The 733-nt window shown below is 51.4% G+C and carries 1 protein-coding gene; it reads right to left on the bottom strand.

Features of this window, described 5'->3' with window-relative positions:
- On the bottom strand, nt 1-733 hold a 733-nt coding region (locus tag PGX78_RS07680; RefSeq protein ID WP_270446306.1), incomplete at both ends, for an OPT/YSL family transporter.

The following is a 733-nucleotide window of genomic DNA, read 5'->3' as shown; positions in this document are numbered from 1 at the left end:
CCAGGCCTACCGCTTTGGGACTCATGTCGATGTCCGTATGGTGTAAAGCCTGTTTTTCCGCCGTGTCGTTGGCACGAATCGCATTAATAGACATTTTAATGCCGTCGATAACGGGTCCCAGTAGTTTTATCAGTGTCCAGATGGCGGCAATGCCGATGGTGCCGGCACCGATAAAGCGTACTTTTTGAGCCCATACGGCCTTAGCAAAGGCGGCAGCCGTCTGGCCTTCAGCAGGCGATAAAGTGGAAGTTAAATAAGGAACGAAGACACCCCAAGCCAGGAGCGTACCGACCAAAATGGCGATGCCGCTGGCAATGCCGATTAAGTAACCGGCACCGAGAAGAGCCATGGAGAAGCCCAAGGGAATCTGAGTCGTCACCTTGCCGAAGGACATCCAGTAGCTGAATTCGGAAGACAGAACATGGAACAATATGGGGCGAACGGAGGCGGTTTTAGTGTCAATGACCAGTTCTCCTTCTGGTCGGACCCACAATGCCGTTGAAGGCGGTTGCTCTAAGGGAACCAGCGACAGAGTGCGTAAGAAAGCTATAACCTCTGATAATTCGTCGTTAGTTATGCCTGATTCCTTACGAAGAACTTGCCAGCGGCCATTCAGAAAATTGTCGTAGTGATTTTTTAAAAGCTGTAATGTATGGGGCGGACAGTTTTTTTTGCGGCGTGCTTGGATAATGAGTGAGTCGCAAAGCGAACGCGCTCCGACGCCCGGCGGATC

It is taken from the genome of Megasphaera sp. AF13-6AC, from assembly GCF_027685385.1.
GTDB classification, from domain to species: Bacteria; Bacillota; Negativicutes; order Veillonellales; family Megasphaeraceae; genus Megasphaera; species Megasphaera micronuciformis.
Note: the sequence above shows the minus strand (reverse complement) of the source record. Positions and strands in the feature narration are given on the sequence as shown.